Annotated in this window: 23 protein-coding genes and 1 tRNA gene; 20 read left to right on the top strand and 4 right to left on the bottom strand. The window is 45.0% G+C overall.

The window, feature by feature from the left end; all coding sequences use genetic code 11:
* The first annotated feature begins 140 nt into the window (after nucleotides 1-140).
* The 9 genes from metK to AB6D06_RS17305 all read left to right on the top strand — a co-directional run bounded on the left by metK (nucleotide 141) and on the right by AB6D06_RS17305 (nucleotide 7,138).
* Entirely contained in the window at nucleotides 141-1,295 is a 1,155-nt protein-coding gene (gene metK / locus AB6D06_RS17345; protein WP_372100767.1) for a methionine adenosyltransferase, read from the top strand.
* Between the two features lie 368 nt (nucleotides 1,296-1,663).
* Nucleotides 1,664-2,461, top strand: coding sequence for a DUF2189 domain-containing protein (locus AB6D06_RS17340; RefSeq protein WP_017062235.1), 798 nt, complete (start codon nucleotides 1,664-1,666; stop codon nucleotides 2,459-2,461).
* Nucleotides 2,462-2,541: 80 nt separating this feature from the next.
* Nucleotides 2,542-3,042 carry a SprT family zinc-dependent metalloprotease gene (locus AB6D06_RS17335; RefSeq protein ID WP_017062236.1) on the top strand — a complete coding sequence of 167 codons (501 nt, stop codon included), beginning with the start codon at nucleotides 2,542-2,544 and terminating at the stop codon, nucleotides 3,040-3,042.
* A gap of 96 nt (nucleotides 3,043-3,138) precedes the next feature.
* Nucleotides 3,139-3,870 carry an endonuclease gene (locus tag AB6D06_RS17330; protein WP_017062237.1) on the top strand — a complete coding sequence of 244 codons (732 nt, stop codon included), beginning with the start codon at nucleotides 3,139-3,141 and terminating at the stop codon, nucleotides 3,868-3,870.
* Nucleotides 3,871-4,023: 153 nt separating this feature from the next.
* A complete protein-coding gene (gene rsmE, locus AB6D06_RS17325; RefSeq protein ID WP_017062238.1) occupies nucleotides 4,024-4,755 on the top strand; it encodes a 16S rRNA (uracil(1498)-N(3))-methyltransferase in 732 nt (243 codons plus the stop codon).
* Between the two features lie 9 nt (nucleotides 4,756-4,764).
* The gene (gene gshB / locus AB6D06_RS17320; protein ID WP_017077777.1) at nucleotides 4,765-5,715 is read left to right on the top strand and encodes a glutathione synthase; all 951 of its coding nucleotides are present in this window, start codon (nucleotides 4,765-4,767) and stop codon (nucleotides 5,713-5,715) included.
* A gap of 116 nt (nucleotides 5,716-5,831) precedes the next feature.
* Complete coding sequence (locus AB6D06_RS17315; RefSeq protein ID WP_017095267.1) at nucleotides 5,832-6,395, top strand: YqgE/AlgH family protein; 564 nt, start codon at nucleotides 5,832-5,834, stop codon at nucleotides 6,393-6,395.
* Nucleotides 6,396-6,455: 60 nt separating this feature from the next.
* Nucleotides 6,456-6,878 carry a Holliday junction resolvase RuvX gene (gene ruvX / locus AB6D06_RS17310; RefSeq protein WP_004735480.1) on the top strand — a complete coding sequence of 141 codons (423 nt, stop codon included), beginning with the start codon at nucleotides 6,456-6,458 and terminating at the stop codon, nucleotides 6,876-6,878.
* 98 nt (nucleotides 6,879-6,976) lie between these two features.
* Nucleotides 6,977-7,138, top strand: coding sequence for a hypothetical protein (locus AB6D06_RS17305; protein WP_017090793.1), 162 nt, complete (start codon nucleotides 6,977-6,979; stop codon nucleotides 7,136-7,138).
* Between the two features lie 57 nt (nucleotides 7,139-7,195).
* Here AB6D06_RS17305 and AB6D06_RS17300 read toward each other — a convergent pair whose 3' ends face one another.
* Together AB6D06_RS17300 and AB6D06_RS17295 are read right to left on the bottom strand one after the other, a co-directional pair.
* Nucleotides 7,196-8,305 (bottom strand): PilT/PilU family type 4a pilus ATPase, encoded by a 1,110-nt coding sequence (locus AB6D06_RS17300; protein WP_372111158.1) that lies wholly within the window; start codon nucleotides 8,303-8,305, stop codon nucleotides 7,196-7,198.
* Between the two features lie 14 nt (nucleotides 8,306-8,319).
* The gene (locus AB6D06_RS17295) at nucleotides 8,320-9,357 is read right to left on the bottom strand and encodes a type IV pilus twitching motility protein PilT (protein ID WP_017062242.1); all 1,038 of its coding nucleotides are present in this window, start codon (nucleotides 9,355-9,357) and stop codon (nucleotides 8,320-8,322) included.
* Between the two features lie 26 nt (nucleotides 9,358-9,383).
* Here AB6D06_RS17295 and AB6D06_RS17290 point away from each other — a divergent pair, with 26 nt between their 5' ends.
* The 7 genes from AB6D06_RS17290 to hemW all read left to right on the top strand — a co-directional run bounded on the left by AB6D06_RS17290 (nucleotide 9,384) and on the right by hemW (nucleotide 14,215).
* Complete coding sequence (locus tag AB6D06_RS17290) at nucleotides 9,384-10,088, top strand: YggS family pyridoxal phosphate-dependent enzyme (RefSeq protein ID WP_017062243.1); 705 nt, start codon at nucleotides 9,384-9,386, stop codon at nucleotides 10,086-10,088.
* A 78-nt stretch (nucleotides 10,089-10,166) separates the two neighbouring features.
* Nucleotides 10,167-10,985: a pyrroline-5-carboxylate reductase gene (gene proC, locus AB6D06_RS17285; RefSeq protein WP_017062244.1), complete on the top strand. Its 819-nt coding sequence runs from the start codon at nucleotides 10,167-10,169 to the stop codon at nucleotides 10,983-10,985.
* 57 nt (nucleotides 10,986-11,042) lie between these two features.
* Entirely contained in the window at nucleotides 11,043-11,600 is a 558-nt protein-coding gene (locus AB6D06_RS17280) for a YggT family protein (protein ID WP_372111155.1), read from the top strand.
* Between the two features lie 29 nt (nucleotides 11,601-11,629).
* The gene (gene yggU / locus AB6D06_RS17275; protein WP_372100774.1) at nucleotides 11,630-11,920 is read left to right on the top strand and encodes a DUF167 family protein YggU; all 291 of its coding nucleotides are present in this window, start codon (nucleotides 11,630-11,632) and stop codon (nucleotides 11,918-11,920) included.
* A 28-nt stretch (nucleotides 11,921-11,948) separates the two neighbouring features.
* Nucleotides 11,949-12,380: a DUF4426 domain-containing protein gene (locus AB6D06_RS17270; protein ID WP_017062246.1), complete on the top strand. Its 432-nt coding sequence runs from the start codon at nucleotides 11,949-11,951 to the stop codon at nucleotides 12,378-12,380.
* Nucleotides 12,381-12,428: 48 nt separating this feature from the next.
* The gene (locus AB6D06_RS17265; RefSeq protein WP_017062247.1) at nucleotides 12,429-13,028 is read left to right on the top strand and encodes an XTP/dITP diphosphatase; all 600 of its coding nucleotides are present in this window, start codon (nucleotides 12,429-12,431) and stop codon (nucleotides 13,026-13,028) included.
* A complete protein-coding gene (gene hemW / locus AB6D06_RS17260) occupies nucleotides 13,028-14,215 on the top strand; it encodes a radical SAM family heme chaperone HemW (protein ID WP_017067796.1) in 1,188 nt (395 codons plus the stop codon). Before AB6D06_RS17265 ends, hemW begins: the two co-directional genes overlap by 1 nt.
* Before the next feature lie 152 nt (nucleotides 14,216-14,367).
* On the opposite strand, the gene glsB is transcribed toward hemW, so the two are convergent.
* On the bottom strand, nucleotides 14,368-15,288 hold the full coding sequence (gene glsB / locus AB6D06_RS17255; protein WP_017062249.1) for a glutaminase B: 921 nt from the start codon (nucleotides 15,286-15,288) through the stop codon (nucleotides 14,368-14,370).
* A 349-nt stretch (nucleotides 15,289-15,637) separates the two neighbouring features.
* Nucleotides 15,638-16,357: a tRNA (guanosine(46)-N7)-methyltransferase TrmB gene (gene trmB, locus AB6D06_RS17250; protein WP_017062250.1), complete on the bottom strand. Its 720-nt coding sequence runs from the start codon at nucleotides 16,355-16,357 to the stop codon at nucleotides 15,638-15,640.
* 165 nt (nucleotides 16,358-16,522) lie between these two features.
* Here trmB and mutY point away from each other — a divergent pair, with 165 nt between their 5' ends.
* The 4 genes from mutY to AB6D06_RS17230 all read left to right on the top strand — a co-directional run bounded on the left by mutY (nucleotide 16,523) and on the right by AB6D06_RS17230 (nucleotide 19,267).
* On the top strand, nucleotides 16,523-17,584 hold the full coding sequence (mutY, locus tag AB6D06_RS17245; protein WP_372084262.1) for an A/G-specific adenine glycosylase: 1,062 nt from the start codon (nucleotides 16,523-16,525) through the stop codon (nucleotides 17,582-17,584).
* 28 nt (nucleotides 17,585-17,612) lie between these two features.
* The gene (locus AB6D06_RS17240; RefSeq protein WP_010435637.1) at nucleotides 17,613-17,885 is read left to right on the top strand and encodes an oxidative damage protection protein; all 273 of its coding nucleotides are present in this window, start codon (nucleotides 17,613-17,615) and stop codon (nucleotides 17,883-17,885) included.
* Between the two features lie 69 nt (nucleotides 17,886-17,954).
* On the top strand, nucleotides 17,955-19,088 hold the full coding sequence (mltC, locus tag AB6D06_RS17235; protein WP_017063191.1) for a membrane-bound lytic murein transglycosylase MltC: 1,134 nt from the start codon (nucleotides 17,955-17,957) through the stop codon (nucleotides 19,086-19,088).
* Between the two features lie 103 nt (nucleotides 19,089-19,191).
* Nucleotides 19,192-19,267, top strand: a tRNA-Phe gene (locus AB6D06_RS17230).
* Nucleotides 19,268-19,382: the final 115 nt, after the last annotated feature.

Genomic DNA, 19,382 nt, shown 5'->3' with positions numbered 1-19,382 from the left:
AGCTTGTAATTCGACCGCTGGAATTTAGAATAGCCGTCTAGATGTAGAAACACCTACAAAATATACTGTATTTAATGGCGGCGCTTCCTAGCTTGCGACGCCATAAACTATTTACACCAAAAACTAAAAGTGGAGCTCTCATGGCTAAGCACCTATTCACTTCTGAATCTGTTTCAGAAGGCCATCCAGATAAAATTGCAGACCAAATCTCTGATGCTGTTCTTGATGCCATCTTGGAACAAGATCCAAAAGCACGTGTTGCTTGTGAGACTTACGTTAAAACCGGCATGGTTATGGTTGGCGGTGAAGTAACAACGTCTGCATGGGTTGATATCGAAGAAATCACTCGTGAAACAGTACGTGAAATTGGTTACGTTCATTCTGACATGGGCTTTGACGCTGACTCTTGTGCTGTTTTAAACACAATTGGTAAGCAGTCTCCAGACATCAACCAAGGTGTTGATAAAGAAGACCCTAAAGAGCAAGGCGCAGGCGACCAAGGCATCATGTTTGGTTACGCGACTAACGAAACTACTATCCTAATGCCAGCTCCAATTACTTACTCTCACCTTCTTGTTAAGAAGCAAGCTGAAGTACGTAAGAGCGGTAAGCTTGACTTCCTTCGCCCAGATGCGAAATCTCAAGTTACTTTCCAATACGACCAAGGTAAGATCGTTGGTATCGATGCTGTTGTTCTTTCTACTCAACACTGTGATTCAGTAACAACGCCTGACCTACGCGAAGCAGTAATGGAAGAGATCATCAAGCCAGTACTTCCTGCTGAGTGGATCAACAAAGATACTAACTTCTTCATCAACCCAACAGGCCGTTTCGTAATCGGTGGCCCAATGGGTGACTGTGGTTTAACTGGTCGTAAGATCATCGTTGATACCTACGGCGGCGCAGCTCGTCACGGTGGCGGTGCATTCTCAGGTAAAGATCCATCAAAAGTTGACCGTTCTGCAGCTTACGCAGCACGTTACGTTGCGAAAAACATCGTTGCTGCTGGTATGGCTGACCGTTGTGAGATTCAACTGTCTTACGCTATCGGTGTTGCTGATCCAACATCTATCATGGTTGAAACGTTTGGTACTGAAAAAGTAGCTCACGAAATTATCATTGAAGCAGTTCGTCAAAACTTCGACCTACGTCCATACGGTCTTCAAGAGATGTTGAACCTTCTTCAGCCTATCTACAAGCAGACTGCTGCATACGGCCACTTCGGTCGTGAAGAGTTCCCTTGGGAAGCGACTGACAAAGCAGCAATCCTTGCGGACTTCGCTGGCCTAAAATAATTTAGCCACTGCGATTTGTTTCTTTAAAGCCCTTACTTCTTAGTAAGGGCTTTATTTTTATGTACTTACCTTACTTTCACTCGCCATTCTCTTCTCTAATGCCCTTCTTTACCGTTAACCACTTAGTATAAAAAACCGCTGATAATTTGTGTTTTCTAACACTACTGACAATAGTTAAGGTAACTCCTAAGAGATCAAGCTCACATTTAACTTAAATTAATTCAGCCTGATAACGCTCGTTAAATGCACGCTAGAACAAAAACTGGGATGACAAAGAGCAATTTAGCTCAACACCATAACTCTCACACAAGCCACATCGATGAGCCTTATGGAATTATAACTAGGACGTTATTTAACTAGGGGGATCTATGCCTCGTACCGCGCACCCATCCGAACTGAACGATAAAAAACACAAGGTCAGCGATAAGGATTACGCTCGCACCATTCCTTGTAACCAAATCAGTATTTCCGCACCCTTTCATTGGTTGTCGCTTGCTCTGCATGACTTAGTAAGAATGCCATTAATCAGCGCATTCTACGGTTTGTGCTTTATGGGAGCGGCAATCGCCATTGTTCAGCTTGTCCAATGGCAAGGAACACACTTGGTCGTAATGCCAAGCCTGATCGTGTACATGCTAATAGGGCCGTTTCTTGCTCTGGGCTTGTATGACGCAGCTTGGGAAAGAGAAAAAGGCCACAACGCAAGCCTACTGCACTCGATGAAAGCCATCACTCGCAACTCCACCCACCAATGGGCCTTTGCGATCGTATTGATGGTTGCGATGATATTCTGGATGCGTATCGCTGCGTTATTGCACGCGCTCTACCCTTCAGTGCAAGGCGCACCACTGGCTGAGTTCGCTCCCTTCTTAATTACGGGTTCTGTGATTGGTTTTGTTATCGCAAGCCTCATATTTAGCATCTCAGCATTTTCAATTCCGTTAATGATGGAGAGACGCGTTGATGTGATGAGTGCGATTTTCACTAGCTTTAATGCCGTGAAATCGAACATCCCTGCAATGGTGGTTTGGGCGAGTATTATTTGTGCCGGTATTTTGGTGGGTTTTGCCACCTACGGCATCGGAATGATCGTCACCATGCCGCTACTTGGCTATGCTACATGGCACGCTTATCACGAGATCATTAAGAAAAAACATCACGTGTAAAGCATCGCTAGATCAACAAGCAATGTTATGATTAGGCCTTGGTTTAAACGCTGAGGCCTTTTATTTGGAGTTAACAACGTTTGTCTTACACCCCGCAACAACACCGAGCAAATAAGAAATTGGCCGAATGCCTAGCTATCGCAAATCAACATTTCTCTCGTGAATTTCCACACCCAACTATCACCTTCAAGTTAAGAGGCAAAGCGGCGGGAAAGGCCTACCTTCAGCTCAACGAAATTAAGCTCAACCACGTACTATTTTCTGAAAATGAAGATGCCTTCATCAACGAGGTTGTGCCACATGAACTCGCACACCTGATCACGCATCAGGTTTTCGGACGTGTTAGGCCTCACGGAAACGAGTGGAAATACGTGATGGAAAAAGTATTCAACGTGCCAGCCAGAACAACTCACAGCTTTGAAATCGCGTCAGTTCAAGGGAAAACCTTTGAATATCGATGTGAGTGCACCACTTACCCATTATCAATCAGACGACACAACAAAGTACTTCGGAATCAATCGACCTACCGCTGCCAATTGTGCCAGCAAACCTTAGCTTTCACGGGAACTCAACTAAGCTAGTGACAGGTTGATTTACTCGGTAGAACAAATCTAATAGAGAGATCTAACATTTGAGTGCTAGACTGATGTTTATCATACTTTTATCAGTCTTTTTCTATGCAAAAACTCACCTTCAAAGCATTTGGCCTACCTGTATCTTTTTACTTAACAATAGTATTTGGCCTACTGGTAACCCAAAGCGTTCTCGCCGCACCACCGAGCTCATTTTCCAAAGCAAAAAGAGAAGCGGTGAAGATTTACCTCGACCATCCGACTTCATTTTATTGCGGCTGTGACATTACTTGGAAGGACAAAAAGAAAGGCATTCCCGACCTTGATGGCTGTGGCTATCAAGTCCGAAAACAACAAAAGCGGGCGAGTCGAATTGAGTGGGAACACGTGGTTCCAGCTTGGCAATTCGGCCACCAGCGTCAGTGCTGGCAAGATGGCGGGCGCAAGAACTGCACTCGCAATGACAAAGTATTCAAGTCCATGGAAGCCGATCTCCACAACCTAACGCCAGCTATCGGTGAAGTAAATGGTGACCGTTCGAACTACAACTTCAGCCAGTGGAATGGAATGGATGGCGTGAGCTATGGTCAGTGCGAAATGCAGGTCAACTTCAAGCAGCGTAAAGTTATGCCGCCAGACAGAGCAAAAGGCTCTATCGCGCGTACTTACCTTTACATGAGCCAAGAGTATGGTTTCAAACTATCTAAGCAACAAACCAACCTAATGATGGCGTGGAACAAGCAATTTCCTGTCGACAAGTGGGAATGTACTCGTGATGAGCGAATCTATGCCATCCAAGGTAATCACAACCCATTTGTTTACCCTGCTTGTAAATAACGTCGCTCGTACAATCAACATTCCTAACTATCTCAAACAAGAGTTTCAGAATTGCCCCTGAAACTCTTGCTCTACCCTTGTTTTTTCAACTAAAAGCATCCATGTTAGGCAGAGACAAAATACCCAAATGAACATATTTATAGGTTTACCAGCATGAGAATCCCTCGTATTCATCACCCAGAACGCATTCATCAGTTAGGTTCACTCGCTTTAGGCGAAGATGCCGCGGGTCATGTTGGTCGTGTCCTTCGCATGAAAGAAGGCCAAGAAGTCCTTCTATTTGATGGCAGTGGCGCTGAATTCCCTGCGACGATAGCCGAAGTATCAAAGAAAAATGTCACCGTTAATGTTTCTGAACGCATCGAACGCAGCAGCGAATCTCCGTTAGACTTACATTTAGGCCAAGTGATTTCACGTGGCGACAAAATGGAGTTCACGATTCAGAAATCGGTTGAGCTTGGTGTGAACACCATTACCCCTTTAATTTCAGAGCGCTGTGGCGTTAAGCTTGATACAAAACGCTTCGAGAAAAAACTCGCACAGTGGCAAAAGATTGCTATCGCGGCGTGTGAACAGTGTGGCCGCAATACGGTTCCAGTCATTCGCCCTATCATGCAACTTGAAGAGTGGTGTAGCGAACCGAGTGAAGCATTAAAGCTGAACTTACACCCTCGTGCAAAATACTCAATTAATACCCTTCCAGAACCTATCAGTAAGGTACGCCTATTGATCGGCCCTGAAGGTGGCTTGTCGGCTGAAGAAATCGGCATGACAGAACAATACAAATTTGAAGAGACGCTACTCGGCCCACGTGTACTTCGTACCGAAACAGCAGCTCTAACCGCAATTACTGCCTTACAAGTCCGTTTTGGCGATCTAGGCTAGGAGAAAAAAATGATCAAACTTGGCATCGTAATGGATCCAATTTCATCCATTAACATCAAAAAAGACTCTAGCTTTGCCATGATGCTTGAAGCTCAGCGTCGTGGTTACGAAATCCATTACATGGAAATGGATGATCTACATTTAGATCAAGGCGTAGCCATTGCTGACACTAAGGTTGTTGAACTAAAAGAAGATCCAAACGGTTGGTACGAGTTCAAATCAGAACAGACTATCGCGCTATCCGATTTAGATGCGGTACTGATGCGTAAAGATCCTCCGTTTGATACTGAGTACATCTACGCGACTTACATTCTTGAGCGTGCTGAAGAGAACGGTGCACTGATCGTCAACAAACCACAAAGCCTACGTGACTGTAACGAGAAGCTGTTCACAGCATGGTTCCCTGAACTGACGCCAATCACCATCGTGACTCGTAAAGCTGAAAAGATTAAAGCGTTCCGAGAAGAACACGGTGACGTGATTCTAAAACCACTTGATGGTATGGGCGGCGCGTCTATCTTCCGAGTGAAAGAGGGCGATCCAAACGTATCAGTGATCATTGAAACACTGACTAACCACGGCCAAAACTACGCAATGGCACAAACCTTTGTTCCGGACATCAGCAATGGTGATAAGCGTATTCTTGTGGTTGACGGTGAACCAATGCCTTACTGTCTAGCGCGTATTCCTGCAAAAGGGGAAACTCGAGGTAACCTTGCTGCTGGCGGTACAGGTGAAGCTCGTCCTCTAAGTGAAACAGACTGGGCTATCGCAAGAGCAGTTGCTCCTGCACTGAAAGAGAAAGGCTTAATCTTTGTTGGGCTTGATGTTATCGGCGACAAGCTGACTGAAATTAACGTGACTAGCCCTACTTGTATCCGTGAAATTGAAGCCGCTTTTGATATTTCAGTTACAGGTAAATTAATGGATGCAATTGAGCGTCGCGTTAACGCTAAATAGCCTAAACTAAAGAAAGCCTTAGCTATTCGAAAACACAGAAATATCTAGGCAAAGAACAATGAGCGGCTTTACGCCGCTCTTTTTCCTTTACTGGGAACACACTGGCAGGAGGCTCTATGAATTTAACGAACCACTTTCTGGTTGCTATGCCCGGAATGAAAGACCCATACTTTCAAAATTCGGTGATTTACCTTTGTGAGCACAATGACGAAGGCGCGATGGGTTTGATGATCAACGCCCCTATTGATGTCACTGTCGGTAGCATGCTTAAGCAAGTTGAGGTTGATTCTGATCAGCCAAAACCCAACCAAGCAAGTCTTGATAAGCCTGTATTGAATGGTGGACCGGTCGCAGAAGACCGTGGGTTTATTTTGCACAAACCTAAAGGCAGCTATCAATCCAGTATCAGCATGACGGATCAAATCTCAGTGACAACCTCAAAAGATATCTTGATGGTGTTAGGTACAGAAGATGAACCGATGAATTATCTAGTCGCACTTGGTTATGCAGGGTGGGAACCCGGGCAACTGGAAACCGAACTGACCGAGAACTCATGGTTAACTGTTGAAGCCGATCCGAAGGTCATCTTCGATACACCGATTTCTGACCGCTGGAAAGTCGCCGTGCAGATGTTAGGCATTAATGCGGCTCAGCTTTCAGCAGACGCTGGCCACGCCTAGCCCGACTCAGATCAATAAAATAAACAGACACTCTCAAACACAGATTAATTTGGAAACCCCATGTCACGAACAATTATGGCATTTGACTACGGTACAAAAAGTATCGGCAGTGCGATAGGACAAGAAATCACAGGTACAGCTAGCCCTTTAAAAGCCTTTAAGGCGAAAGATGGCATCCCGAACTGGGATGACATCGAAAAGCAAATCAAGGAGTGGCAGCCGAATCTTATCGTGGTTGGTCTTCCTACCGACCTTCATGGTAAAGATCTAGCCGCGATTACACCAAGGGCGAAGAAGTTTGCCAATCGCCTAAAAGGGCGCTTTGGTGTCGATGTTGAACTGCATGATGAAAGACTTTCTACGACAGAAGCAAGGGCCGACCTTTTTGAAATGGGCGGCTATAAAGCACTAAGCAAAGGTAATGTCGATAACCAATCCGCAGTTGTGATTCTAGAAAGTTGGTTTGAAGCACAATATTCTTAGTTAAAACTAAGTGATTAACATTTGAGCTAATTTATGATCCCACACGAATTTCACGCCGTAGTGTCAGTGCAATTCATAATAAGGACGTGGGAGTTCATATGAAAATTTTTCTAGTCATCTTCGCTTCTCTAGCAATCACAGCATGTAGCTCTATGAGCGGAGGCTCAGCAGGTTATACCGGTGAACAATATCCGACAAAAATCAAATTAGAGAAGGAACGAGGATATTCTGGTAACAACAATAGTTACGGCAACCACTAATATATCCAGACCAAAAAAAACCGCCTTCACAGCGGTTTTTTAGTATTCAGCATCAATCTAACCCATATCAATCTTCACGCCAGCCAAAGCACCGGTTCCGTAGTCATCATCACCACGTCTGGTTTTTAGCATTAAGCGTAAGTCATTCGCGGAATCGGCACTGTGGAATGCGTCTTCTTCACTGATCTTGCCTGCAAGCACCAAGTCATACAACGCTTGGTCAAAGGTCTGCATACCTATCTCTTTCGATTTAGCCATGGTTGCTTTCAGTTCGTGCAGTTCACCACGACGAATCAAGTCAGAAACACGAGGGCTATTCAGCAGAATCTCGAATACACCATGACGCCCGCTGCCATTCTTGTCGCGAATGAGTTGCTGAGCGACGACACCACGCAGGTTCATCGATAGGTCAAACAAGAACTGTTCTTTCTGCTCTTTCGGCACCAAATGAAGAATACGCTCTAGCGCTTGGTTAGCGTTATTGGCGTGCAAGGTTGCCATACACAAGTGACCTGTTTCAGCAAAGGTCATCGCGTATTCCATGGTCTCACGGCTACGGATTTCGCCAATCAAGATCATGTCTGGTGCTTGGCGTAGCGAGTTCTTAAGCGCGACTTCGTAACTCTCGGTGTCGAGCCCGACCTCACGCTGCGTCACGATGCACTTTTTATGTTCGTGCACAAATTCAATAGGGTCTTCAACCGTCAAGATATGTCCCGAGCGATTGGTGTTGCGATAGCCTGTCATTGCAGCCATTGAGGTCGATTTACCAGAGCCTGTCGCACCAACCACCAGCACAAGTCCGCGCTTAGCTATTGATAGGTCCTGTAGTACATCAGGAAGCTTTAGTTGCTCAAAGGTTGGGATGTTAGTCTCGATACGTCGAATGACCGCTCCAGGTAGCTCTCGCTGAAAGAATGCACTGACACGAAAACGACCAAAGTCACGCACAATCGCAAAATTAGCCTCACGCGTTTGCTGATATTCATCACGTCGGTCTTGTTCCATCATCGCATCAAGTAATTGAGCAACTTGAGCCGCATTCAGCTTCTCTCCTTGAGGGCGTAATTCACCATCCACACGAAAAAGGATTGGCGCATAAACCGTGATATAAAGATCCGATGCCTTTTGAGAAAGCATTCCCTCAAGGATTTGATTCAATTCCATTGTGTCCACCTTGATTAAAACATTGAGGTTTCAATTTCGATCTTTTTCTCGACCTCTTCCGAATCAACCAAGCCCTGCGCCATCAGCTGCTTCGCATTTTGTTCCATGGTCTGCATGCCGTGCGCTGCGCCCGTTTGAATGATCGAGTACATCTGCGCAACCTTATCTTCACGAATCAAGTTTCTGATCGCAGGTGTTGCCATCATGATTTCATGACACGCCACACGACCACCACCAACACGCTTTAGCAGCTTCTGGGCTATCACCGAGCGCAGTGATTCAGACAACATCGAACGAACCATATCTTTATCGCTACCTGGGAACACATCGATAATACGGTCGATCGTTTTAGCCGCAGAACTGGTGTGCAGAGTACCAAAGACCAAGTGACCCGTTTCTGCTGCGGTTAACGCTAAGCTAATCGTCTCTTGGTCACGAAGTTCACCAACCAGAATCACGTCTGGGTCTTCACGTAAGGCACTGCGCAGTGCCGCTTTAAAACTGTGGGTATCACGGTGAACTTCACGCTGGTTGACTAGGCATTTATTATTGGTGTGAACGAATTCAATCGGGTCTTCAATCGTCAGAATATGCTTATTGTGGTTGCGATTTACGTAATCAACCATCGCCGCAAGAGTCGTTGATTTACCAGAGCCAGTTGGACCAGTGACGAGCACTAACCCTTTTTCGTAGTTAGCAATCCTTTCGAAGATCTCAGGTGCACCTAACTGATCTAAAGTCGGGATTTCGACAGGGATAGTTCGAAAGACAGCTGAGCAGCCACGGGCTTGGTTAAACGCATTAACACGAAAGCGACCAACATTGGGTAATTCAAAAGAGAAGTCGACTTCCAGTTTTTCTTCAAACTCGCCGCGTTGTGAATCGCTCATGATCTCAAAAACCAAACGATGCACATCAGCATGACTCAAAGCTGGGATTCCAAGCTTCCTTACTTCACCATCTATACGTACCATTGGAGATACACCCGCAGAAAGATGTAGATCTGACGCGTTATGCTTTACACTAAAATCTAGTAACTCAGTGATATCCATTTATTTTCCCTTAAGTAAAGTCAGCTATGAGTAGTATTCAACAAAATATCGAACAAATCACCTCACAGATTCGTAGTGCTGAGCAAAAGTGCGGACGAGCTCCAGAGTCCGTGCAACTTTTAGCCGTCAGCAAAACTAAACCTATTGATGCGATTCTAGAAGCCGCACTCGGAGGCCAAGTTGCCTTTGGTGAAAACTATGTTCAAGAAGGTGTAGATAAAGTAAAACACTTTTCAGAACAACATTCTAACCTAAATTTAGAGTGGCATTTTATTGGTCCAATTCAATCCAATAAAACCCGCCCAATCGCGGAAAGCTTTCAATGGGTGCATTCCGTCGATCGCGATAAGATCGCACAAAGGCTTAATGATCAACGACCAAGCGAACTTCCACCTTTGCAAGTGTTGATTCAGGTAAACACCAGTGGTGAAGAGTCCAAATCTGGAACCTCAGAAGAGACAGTTTTTGCACTCGCGGAGTTGATTTCATCGCTCCCCAACCTCACCTTAAGAGGATTGATGTCGATTCCTGCAAACGTATCTGACTATCAATCTCAGCTTAATGCATTTTCTCAACTGGCAGAGCTTAAAGACAAGCTAGCCGCGAAGTATTCAGACATTGATACCCTTTCGATGGGGATGAGTGGTGATATGGATGCAGCAGTTGAGGCTGGCAGCACCATGGTTCGTATTGGAACAGCTATTTTCGGCGCTCGTGATTACGCGAAATAGCCGTAGTAAGTAACGACAAGTACAAGTATTGATACCGCTTCGCCTTATCCGCGCAGCGACACGCTCAGGATTTTATATATGGTACATAAGAACATCGCCTTTATTGGGGCGGGAAACATGGTTCGCTCAATTGTAGCTGGCTTAGTTGCTAGTGGTTACCCAGCGCAAAAGATTACTGCGACAGCACCTTCAGAAACCAGAAGGCTGCCGTTAGAACAAGAATACGGCATCAATACCACCAGCGATAATATTGCAGCAGCAGAGCAAGCAGACGTTGTTGTGTTATCCGTGAAGCCACAAATGATGGCTGATGTATGTAAACCCTTACAAGATATCGACTTCAGCAACAAACTGGTTATCTCAATTGCCGCGGGTATTAATGCGAATCGACTTAATGAGATGTTAAACTGCCAACTGAACCTTGTTCGTGTGATGCCAAACACGCCATCACTGCTTGGTAAAGGGATGAGTGGTCTTTATGCCGATGCAACTGTCAGCCAAGATGATAAAGACTTTGCTTCTCAGCTGATGCAAGCTGTTGGTGAAGTAAGTTGGGTTGAACAAGAGTCTGGAATCAACAACATCATTGCGGCGGCGGGGAGTGCTCCAGCTTACTTCTTCCTGTTTATGGAAGCGATGCAAGTTGAGGCAATCAACCAAGGCTTCGACCAAGAAACCGCTCGTAAATTAGTGCAACAGTCTGCATTAGGCGCGGCAGAGATGGTGGTAGCGAATCCAAATACTGAATTATCGACACTGCGTGAACAAGTGACTTCAAAAGGCGGAACAACTGCAGAAGCATTGCGCACGTTCAATGAACATCAACTATCAGACATCGTAGCCAAAGCCATGCAAGCGGCGGTCGCTCGAGCTGAAGAGATGGAAAAACTGTTTTAAGCATTTTGTCGCTCGGGTTATATCTAAGCGGCAAGTAAATCCGAAAAAGGAAACAATATGAACTCGATGAGCTTTCTGATCTCGACCGTTTTTGATCTTTACATCATGGTTGTGATCTTGCGTATCTGGCTACAAGCATCACGTGCAGATTTCTACAACCCATTCTCACAATTCATCGTAAAAGCGACACAACCAGTTGTTGCCCCACTGCGCCGAGTTATTCCATCAATCGGCAGCCTAGATCTTGCGACGGTTATTTTTGCTTATGTGCTATGTGTGCTTAAGTTCGTTGCTCTCAACCTGATTATCTCTGGCGGCGCAGCTGTATTCGATATCAGCTTCCTGATCTTTGGTGCACTATCTCTGCTAAAAGCGGCGGGTGGTTTGATCTTCTGGGTTCTGCTAATCCGTGCAATCCTTAGCTGGGTTAGCCAAGGCCGTAGCCCAATCGAGTACGTGTTCCATCAACTGACTGAGCCAATGCTAATGCCTATCCGCCGTATCCTTCCGGACATGGGTGGTTTCGACCTAAGCGTACTGGTTCTGTTCATTGTTCTGCAATTTGCGAACTTCCTAGTGGGCGACATGATTGGCCCTATTTGGTATCAGCTATAATTCAAGTACAAACATCAGGTACTTTGACGATGCCAAAAGCGGTTTGGGCCGAGGAAAACGATATTCTTCTTAGGCTCTATATCCAACCCAAAGCAAGCCGAGACAAAATTGTCGGCTTGCACGGTCAGGAACTGAAAATTGCCATTACTGCACCACCGGTTGATGGCAAAGCCAATGCCCATTTAGCGAAATACCTTGCGAAACAGTTTAAGGTCGCAAAAGGGCAAATTAAGATAGAAAAGGGAGCTCTCGGTAGGCACAAGCAAGTTCGAATATGCTCGCCAAGCCAAATCCCAACTGAAGTCAAAGCCATCCTATGATGGCTTTTTGCTATTTATTGGAGTCATTATGCGTTTATGGATAACAGCACTACTCACCGCTCTTGTTGCCTTACCAAGCTCAGCAGGGCAATTTAAGAACATTAAGGATGTCGAGGTTCATTACTCGGCTTTTAATTCCACGTTCTTAACTTCGCAAGTCGCTAAGCAATACAAACTTAAGCGAAATGGATACTCAGCAATCCTCAACATCAGCGTGTTAGACAAGGCTTCTCTAGGCAAGCCTGCGACAACGGCTAAAATTACGGGAACAGCGAAGAACCTCGTTGGAAACACCCGTACTTTGAAGTTTCGAGAAATCAAAGAAGGCGATGCGATTTATTACCTTGCTGAGTTCCCCGTAACTCACGAAGAAAACATCACCTTCGACATCGATGTGAACGCAGGCCTAAAAGGCACTGGTCCACTGCGTTTCACACAGAAATTCTATATAGAAGAGTAAGCTCAAACCTTACTTTTCATTTATTAACTTATTTAGAGCTACATTCCCATGAGTAAGATTGTTTTAGCAACAGGCAACCAAGGTAAAGTTCGCGAGATGGCAGATATTCTGTCTGAGTTTGGTTTTGACGTTGTCGCGCAAAGTGAATTTAACGTTTCAGAAGTCGCTGAAACAGGAACGACTTTCATTGAAAATGCCATCATCAAAGCTCGCCACGCAGCGAAAGAAACAGGGCTGCCAGCCATTGCTGACGACTCAGGTTTAGAGGTTGATTACTTAAATGGTGCGCCAGGTATCTATTCAGCGCGTTACTCAGGTGAAGGGGCAACCGATAAGCAGAACATCAAAAAACTATTAGATGCGATGCAAGGTGTCGAAACTGAAAAGCGTACTGCGCGTTTCCACTGTGTGTTGGTGCTAATGCGTCACGAGAATGATCCAACACCTCTAGTGTGTCACGGTAAATGGGAAGGTCGTATTCTTACTGAAGAACACGGTGAGAATGGCTTTGGCTACGATCCTGTGTTCTTTGTACCAGAAGATAACTGCGCCTCAGCAGAGCTTGAATCTTCGCGTAAGAAACAACTATCACACCGTGGTAAAGCGCTTGCGTCACTATTCAAGACTCTCAAGGAGCAAGCTCTGTAATGCACAATGCAGCGCTAATACCACCCGCACTTAGCCTCTATGTACACATCCCATGGTGTGTACAAAAGTGTCCGTATTGTGATTTTAACTCTCACGCTCTGAAAGCCGAGATCCCTGAAAAAGAGTACATCGATGCACTGCTTGAAGATCTCGATACTGATATCGAAAAATATCAGCTCAATGGTATGCCTCGCCCACTGCATTCGATCTTTATTGGTGGCGGTACCCCAAGCCTGTTTTCTCCTGAAGGAATTGGCCGATTGTTACAAGGCATTGAACAGCGCATCCCGTTCAAACCTGAAATAGAAATCACCATGGAAGCCAACCCGGGAACTATCGAAGCTGAGCGTTTTGCAGGTTACCAAAAGGCAGGCATTACTCGAATCTCGGTGGGTGTGCAAAGTTTTGAGCAAGAGAAACTGGAAAGACTTGGGCGTATTCATGGTCAAGATGAAGCGGTAAATGCTGCTCATTTAGCGCATAAGATTGGATTGAATAGTTTCAATTTAGACTTAATGCACGGCTTACCCGAACAGAGTATTGAACAAGCGTTGGCTGATTTGGATAAAGCGATAGAACTCGACCCTCCGCACTTATCTTGGTATCAGCTAACAATAGAACCTAACACCATGTTCTATTACAAAACACCAACGCTGCCTGATGATGATGACCTTTGGGATATCTTCGACCTAGGCCATAAGAAGCTCGCAGACGCAGGGTATGTGCAGTACGAAATTTCAGGCTACAGCAAGCCGGGATATCAGTGCCAACATAACCTCAACTACTGGCGCTTTGGTGACTATCTAGGTATTGGCTGTGGCTCTCATGGCAAGCTGAGCTTTACAGATGGACGCATTGTTCGTACCACTAAGGTTAAGCACCCTAGAGGCTATCTAGCTGCGTACCAAAACATGGTAAAACCTTATCTATCAGATGAATTTGAAGTGCCGAATGAAGACCGCCCTTTTGAATTTTTCATGAACCGCTTTAGGTTAATGGAAGCATGTCCAAAGCAGGATTTCATTGATACGACAGGGCTTGGTTTTGACTCGATTCAAAAAACGATTGAATGGGCAAAAGAGCTAGGCTACTTGAAGGAAACCGACACTCACTGGCAGATCACTGAAAAAGGAAAGCTGTTTCTCAATGATCTGTTAGAAGCCTTTATGGCAGAAGAAGACGAGTAGTTCGAGATTCGAGATTCGAGATTCGAGATTCGAGATTCGAGATTCGAGAAGCATTGCGTAAGGGTTGGCTTTAGGGTCAACCCTTTTTGTTTTATAGCCCTCTCTCGGTGCGAAGCGTTCTATAGGACAACGTCCGTGCTCGAATCTTTCTCTTAGAAAATAGAACGACCAATTCGCTCTGAAAGCAACTCTAGAGCCTTAGTACCTGCGAGCGAGTTGCCAGAAGGATCAAGCTCTGGAGACCACACCGCAATCGTCATTTCGCCAGGAACGATAGCAATAATACCGCCACCAACGCCCGATTTTCCTGGCATACCAACACGGTAGGCAAACTCACCAGCCCCATCGTACAAGCCACACGTCGCAAGCAAAGCATTCAACTGCTTGGTTTGAACTGGCGTGATGATCTCTTTCTTGGTTTGAACCGACACGCCTTTGTTTGCTAAATAGCTAAAGGTTTTTGCCAAATCCACACACGTCATTTTAAGCGCACAAGCGTGGAAGTAGTTATTCAGAACTGGGATAACATCATTCTCAAAATTACCAAATGAACGCATCAAATAAGCAATGGCAGCATTACGATCGCTGTGCATCATTTCTGAAGCCGCTACCACCTTGTCATACACAATATGAGTATCACCCGATAACTGACGCACAAACTCTAACAAGCGGTGCCTAGGCGCAGACAAGCGGCTTTGTAGTAGGTCTGCAACGACAATTGCCCCCGCATTGATGAACGGGTTGCGGGGAATACCATACTCCATCTCAAGCTGAATCATCGAGTTAAAGGCTTGACCAGAAGGCTCTTTGCCTACTCTTTGCCAAATCTCTTCAGGCTTATATAGCACCATAGCTAGCGTCAGGCTCAAGGCTTTAGAAATAGATTGCACAGAAAATGCTTCTTCAGCATCGCCTGCTTTAATCACCTCACCTTCATTGGTGTATACCGCGATCGCCAGTTTCTGGTTCGATACGCGAGCCAGTGCAGGGATATAATCAGCGACCTTTCCCTGTCCAATTAAAGGACGAACTTCGTCTAAGATCTCGGCCAAAATAGCTTGAGTTGGTTTCATGTGCGCTTACTTCTATATTGTTATTTTTGTAGGGGTGTAACATATACCAATCGTAGTAAATAACTGTTCACTCTAGCTTGTTAAAATGCTCGATAACTGCGTTAGAATTTTTGATTGTAGAGTAACTACTTATCGAAAAATGCTGCCTTGTTCTCAAGCCTTTTTCCTACGCTATTTCTGATCACTTACTTACTGTGATTGGTATTACTTTCTGTCGTTAAGCCTTTACTGAAATAAAAGCCTAAGGACAAAAAAGCCAACATTACAATAATGTTGGCTTTAATCAATCCCATAAAGTGTAGGGGTTAAACCCTAAGTCGGATTACCCTTCACTTAATTTGATTCGAAGTTACTTAGTACGCTTGAACTTAATGTCCCAAACACCATGACCTAAACGGTGGCCACGAGCTTCAAACTTAGTTAGCGGGCGCTCATCCGGACGAGGGATGTAATCACCATCTTCGGCGATGTTTTCGAAGCCTGGAGCTACGTTCATCACTTCAATCATATGTTCTGCGTAGTTTTCCCAGTCTGTTGCCATGTGGAAAACACCAGTATCAAGTTGAAGCTTGCCGCGAACCATCTCTGCAAACTCAGCCTTAACGATACGACGTTTATGGTGACGAGCTTTGTGCCATGGGTCAGGGAAGAACAGTTGCAGAGTATGCAGGCTGCTATCTGGGATCATGTGTTCAAATACTTCTACAGCATCGTGACACATTACACGCAGGTTAGTTACGCCAGCATCGCGAGCTGTACCTAAACACGCACCAACACCCGGGCTATGAACTTCAATACCTAAGAAGTTTTTCTCAGGTGCGTTCTTTGCCATTTCAACCAGTGATGCACCCATACCGAAGCCAATCTCTAGTACAACCGGGTTATCGTTGCCAAATACTTCTTTCCAGTTAAGAAGCTCTGGGTTGTAGTCGATACCCATTGTTGGCCAACATTCATTCATCGCGTTCTCTTGGCCTTTTGTTAAGCGGCCTTCGCGGCGAACAAAACTACGGATCTTACGAACCAGTTTGCCGTCTTCAGTATATTCGTTAGTGGTCACTTCACTCATTGATTTTTGCCTGCACATTGATTAATCAAAGCGGGGATTATCCAAAGAATTGCCTTCGGTGCAAGTCTTTCCGTGGATAAATTCCCACACAATTTGTCTGTTTTACATCCAACGTTAAGTGTGGTGCAATTTCGCTTCTAATAATAGCAAAGCATAGAGCATGTCGTGACTCCTTTCGCAACCGCCATATTAAAGTGGTATGACGCCTACGGGCGTAAAGAATTACCTTGGCAACAAAACAAAACCGCCTACACCGTTTGGCTATCTGAAATCATGCTTCAGCAGACTCAGGTCACCACGGTGATTCCATACTACCAACGCTTCTTGGAACGTTTTCCAACAGTTATCGATCTAGCGAACGCCGAACAAGATGAGGTACTCCACTTATGGACAGGGCTTGGTTATTACGCACGAGCTCGCAATCTACATAAAGCAGCCAAGATCGTTGCTGAGCAATATGGTGGTGAATTTCCGCTGTCTATCGAAGAGATGAACGCGCTACCGGGGATTGGTCGCTCAACAGCAGCAGCCGTCTTATCATCGGTTCATAAACTTCCTCATGCGATTCTTGATGGCAATGTAAAACGAACGCTTGCGAGAAGTTTTGCCGTTGAAGGTTGGCCGGGGCAAAAGAAAGTCGAAAACCAGCTTTGGGAACACGCCGAAGCACATACTCCGAACAAAGATGTCGATAAGTACAACCAAGCAATGATGGACATGGGTGCCATGGTTTGTACCCGTAGCAAGCCTAAGTGCACCTTGTGCCCGATTGAAAGCATGTGTGAGGCCAAGAAGCTCGATAGACAGCTCGACTTCCCTGGCAAAAAGCCTAAGAAAGAAAAGCCAGTAAAAGACACATGGTTTGTGATTCTGTATCACGACAACCAAGTGTGGCTCGAACAGCGCCCTCAATCTGGTATCTGGGGCGGATTGTTTTGTTTCCCTCAAAATGAAAACGCAGAGATCGAACATCAACTAGATCTTCGTTCGATCAAAGACACTCAAACCAATTCGATCAAGACCATGATTGCGTTTAGACACACTTTCAGCCACTACCACTTAGATATCACGCCAGTATTAGTGAAATTAGATAAACAACCAGATTTGATAATGGAAGGGGCTAAAGGTCTCTGGTATAACTTATCAAAACCGGAAGAAATTGGCCTAGCCGCTCCTGTAAAGCAGCTTATTGAGAGCCTACCCTTTGAACTGAACGACGACGTTTGAATCAACGAACGCGATAAGAGGAACCACTATGAGCCGCACTGTATTTTGTGCTCGCCTTCAAAAAGATGCTGAAGGCCTAGATTTTCAACTTTACCCAGGTGACTTAGGTAAGCGTATCTTTGACAACGTGTCTAAAGAAGCTTGGGGACAATGGCAAAGCAAGCAAACTATGCTTATCAATGAAAAGAAGCTAAACATGATGGATCCTGAGCATCGTAAACTTCTTGAAACTGAGATGGTTAACTTCCTTTTTGAAGGTAAAGATGTCGTAATTGATGGCTATACTCCACCAAGCGAATAAGACATTTATTTAAGCAATTTTTAATGACATCATGGTTAACGCTGCGATGTCATTTTTGTATGAGGAACTATGAAAAAGCTAAGTTACTTCCTAACAGCCATGTTATTAACTGGCTGCAGCCGTGAATTTGTCGAAAGCATTTATGATGTCAATTACGAGCCAACCAACCGGTTTGTGAAGAATTTAGCTGAGCTACCCGGACAATTTGAAAAAGATACCGGGGCGCTAGATTCATTAATAGATAGCTTTTCAGGCAACATTCAAAAACGTTGGGGTAGCAGTGAAATCAAGATAGCAGGTAAGAGTAACTATGTGAAATACATAGATAATTACTTAAGTCGTTCAGAAGTGAATTTTAGCCAAGGCCTGATAACGGTGGAAACGGTTTCCTCTACCGAACCGAAAAAACACCTCAAAAATGCGATCATGACGACCCTTTTGACGCCAGATGATCCGGCGCATGTCGATCTATTCTCTTCTAAAAGCATCAAGCTAGAAGGCAAACCTTTCCTCTATAATCAGGTCGTAGACCAAGAAAAAAAGCCCATTCAATGGACTTGGCGAGCGAACCAGTTTGCGGATTACCTGATCGCGAATAACCTAAAAACCAAAGAAGTCGACTTTAAAAAAGCCTACTACGTTGAAATCCCAATGGTGGCCGACCACGCTAGCCAGCGTAGTTATCAATATGCCGACATCGTTCGACGAGCGTCTCAGCGTTATGACATCCCTGAAGATTTAATCTACGCTATCATCAAGACAGAGAGTAGCTTCAACCCGTACGCCGTAAGCTGGGCTAATGCTTATGGTCTTATGCAGGTGGTACCTAAAACCGCTGGTCGAGATGTATTTGAACACGTCAAAAAGAAACCTGGTGAACCAAGCCCTGAGTACTTATTCAATCCAGAAAACAACATTGATGCTGGCACCGCATACTTTTACATCCTTAAAAATCGTTATTTGAAAGACGTAAAAAACCCATTAACGCTTGAATACAGTATGATTTCAGCCTATAACGGCGGTACTGGTGGCGTACTCAATACCTTCAGTAAGGACAGAAAGCGAGCAATGCAAGACTTAAACTCGCTGCAACCGAGCCAAGCCTACTGGGCGCTTACCAAGAAGCATCCAAATAAAGAGTCGCGCCGATACCTCGAAAAAGTAACGCAATTCAAAAAAGAATTTAACCAAGGTAAAACATAACCCTCACTTTTGAATAAAAAAACAACGAACGAACGGTTTTTTTAGTTATTTTCAAAAAAGGAGTTGACGGTTATGCAGAAAATCCGTTTAATAGCGCTCCGTTGCCCGGATAGCTCAGTCGGTAGAGCAGAGGATTGAAAATCCTCGTGTCGGTGGTTCGATTCCGCCTCCGGGCACCACAATTTGATTTGTTGGTGTCAACACTCTTTAACAGGGAGTAACAACACGGACAAAAGCATAAAGAATTTAGTGTGCCGACTTAGCTCAGTAGGTAGAGCAACTGACTTGTAATCA

This window comes from Vibrio sp. 10N.239.311.G01, from assembly GCF_041465805.1.
Lineage (GTDB): Bacteria > Pseudomonadota > Gammaproteobacteria > Enterobacterales > Vibrionaceae > Vibrio > Vibrio crassostreae_C.
This window is presented reverse-complemented; position numbering and strand designations above follow the sequence as displayed.

Excerpts from the sequence above, each read along its gene's own strand:
- AB6D06_RS17295 (WP_017062242.1), bottom strand. The coding sequence starts at position 9,357 with ATGGATATCACTGAGTTACTAGATTTTAGTGTAAAGCATAACGCGTCA.
- glsB (WP_017062249.1), bottom strand. The coding sequence starts at position 15,288 with ATGAAACCAACTCAAGCTATTTTGGCCGAGATCTTAGACGAAGTTCGT.
- ruvX (WP_004735480.1), top strand. The coding sequence starts at position 6,456 with ATGTCACGAACAATTATGGCATTTGACTACGGTACAAAAAGTATCGGC.
- AB6D06_RS17340 (WP_017062235.1), top strand. The coding sequence starts at position 1,664 with ATGCCTCGTACCGCGCACCCATCCGAACTGAACGATAAAAAACACAAG.
- rsmE (WP_017062238.1), top strand. The coding sequence starts at position 4,024 with ATGAGAATCCCTCGTATTCATCACCCAGAACGCATTCATCAGTTAGGT.
- proC (WP_017062244.1), top strand. The coding sequence starts at position 10,167 with ATGGTACATAAGAACATCGCCTTTATTGGGGCGGGAAACATGGTTCGC.
- trmB (WP_017062250.1), bottom strand. The coding sequence starts at position 16,357 with ATGAGTGAAGTGACCACTAACGAATATACTGAAGACGGCAAACTGGTT.
- AB6D06_RS17315 (WP_017095267.1), top strand. The coding sequence starts at position 5,832 with ATGAATTTAACGAACCACTTTCTGGTTGCTATGCCCGGAATGAAAGAC.
- AB6D06_RS17305 (WP_017090793.1), top strand. The coding sequence starts at position 6,977 with ATGAAAATTTTTCTAGTCATCTTCGCTTCTCTAGCAATCACAGCATGT.
- AB6D06_RS17240 (WP_010435637.1), top strand. The coding sequence starts at position 17,613 with ATGAGCCGCACTGTATTTTGTGCTCGCCTTCAAAAAGATGCTGAAGGC.
- gshB (WP_017077777.1), top strand. The coding sequence starts at position 4,765 with ATGATCAAACTTGGCATCGTAATGGATCCAATTTCATCCATTAACATC.
- AB6D06_RS17280 (WP_372111155.1), top strand. The coding sequence starts at position 11,043 with ATGAACTCGATGAGCTTTCTGATCTCGACCGTTTTTGATCTTTACATC.
- AB6D06_RS17270 (WP_017062246.1), top strand. The coding sequence starts at position 11,949 with ATGCGTTTATGGATAACAGCACTACTCACCGCTCTTGTTGCCTTACCA.
- hemW (WP_017067796.1), top strand. The coding sequence starts at position 13,028 with ATGCACAATGCAGCGCTAATACCACCCGCACTTAGCCTCTATGTACAC.
- AB6D06_RS17300 (WP_372111158.1), bottom strand. The coding sequence starts at position 8,305 with ATGGAATTGAATCAAATCCTTGAGGGAATGCTTTCTCAAAAGGCATCG.
- yggU (WP_372100774.1), top strand. The coding sequence starts at position 11,630 with ATGCCAAAAGCGGTTTGGGCCGAGGAAAACGATATTCTTCTTAGGCTC.
- AB6D06_RS17265 (WP_017062247.1), top strand. The coding sequence starts at position 12,429 with ATGAGTAAGATTGTTTTAGCAACAGGCAACCAAGGTAAAGTTCGCGAG.
- AB6D06_RS17330 (WP_017062237.1), top strand. The coding sequence starts at position 3,139 with ATGCAAAAACTCACCTTCAAAGCATTTGGCCTACCTGTATCTTTTTAC.
- AB6D06_RS17290 (WP_017062243.1), top strand. The coding sequence starts at position 9,384 with ATGAGTAGTATTCAACAAAATATCGAACAAATCACCTCACAGATTCGT.
- metK (WP_372100767.1), top strand. The coding sequence starts at position 141 with ATGGCTAAGCACCTATTCACTTCTGAATCTGTTTCAGAAGGCCATCCA.
- mltC (WP_017063191.1), top strand. The coding sequence starts at position 17,955 with ATGAAAAAGCTAAGTTACTTCCTAACAGCCATGTTATTAACTGGCTGC.